This window comes from uncultured Metabacillus sp. (assembly GCF_947503125.1).
Taxonomy (GTDB): domain Bacteria; phylum Bacillota; class Bacilli; order Bacillales; family Bacillaceae; genus Metabacillus.
In genome coordinates, this window is sequence record NZ_CANNCR010000156.1 from 1 (window position 1) to 1089 (window position 1089).

Annotated in this window: 1 protein-coding gene; it reads left to right on the forward strand. The window is 40.6% G+C overall.

The window, feature by feature from the left end; translation table 11 throughout:
• A partial coding sequence (locus Q1B07_RS26605; RefSeq protein WP_299834310.1) for a DDE-type integrase/transposase/recombinase occupies positions 1-868 on the forward strand: 868 nt, incomplete at its 5' end.
• Positions 869-1089: the final 221 nt, after the last annotated feature.

The following is a 1089-nucleotide window of genomic DNA, read 5'->3' on the forward strand; positions in this document are numbered from 1 at the left end:
GTCATTTAAATTGAGATACATTTTTCGCCAGTTTCACATTGATTTTCTACCTTTATCTAAGCATTCACCTGAGTTACCAGTAGTAGATTTGTCTAAAATATATGCGTCACCGCATACATTGGGTTTGATTTTGACCTACCATGTAAACTATGGCCTCTCGGCCCGTAGGACAGCTGCCATCATGCAGGAAGTTCATGGTGTAGCTATTTCACACCAAACAATTTTGAACTACGAAAATAGCGTAGCTTTACTACTTAAGCCTTATGTGGATTACTATCCTTATGAGCTTTCTGATCAATTTTGTGGCGACGAAACGTATATCCGAGTAGGAGGTCGCTGGCATTATCTCTTTTTCTTTTTTGATGCCTTGAAAAAGATTATCCTTTCCTATCCGGTGTCTCCTAACCGAGATACAGCGTCAGCCATTAGAGCAATTGATGAGGTCTTAGTAAAGATGGAAGAGATCCCAGAAAACCTTACATTCGTAGTAGACGGAAATCCAATCTATCTTCTAGCACAACACTTTTACGCTCAGCATGATATTTCGTTTGATGTGAAGCAAGTGATCGGTCTGACAAATGAAGACCCTGTTTCAAAGGAATATAGACCACTGAAACAGATTATCGAAAGACTCAATCGAACTTTTAAGGGCAATTATCGCTCAACTCATGGCTTTGGATCGGAAAAAGGATCGGTTTCATTTGTCACTTTGTTTGTAGCTTACTTTAATTTTCTACGGCCACATGCAGCCCTAGAAGGTAAGGTACCTGTAGTGAATCCAGAACTACTAAGACTTCCAACAATGCCGGCACGTTGGACAAAACTGATTGAGTTAGCTCAACAATGGATAGTGGAACAAAGAGCCTAACTTTTGTTTAGCAGAGCCCTATCTCAGCAATCGGTGGAACGAACTCTTGACAAACCGAACTTGCCAATGGTTTAAAATGGAAGGAACCAAGGGCTTATTTGGTATGCCTTCTTTTGTTCCCTTCGCCCTTGTTAACCCCAAATTAAACCATTGGTGTGTTTGTCAAGAGCGATTGCGGCGGTCAACAAGTTCACTTCGGTGTTAATTAAAACTAAAACGTT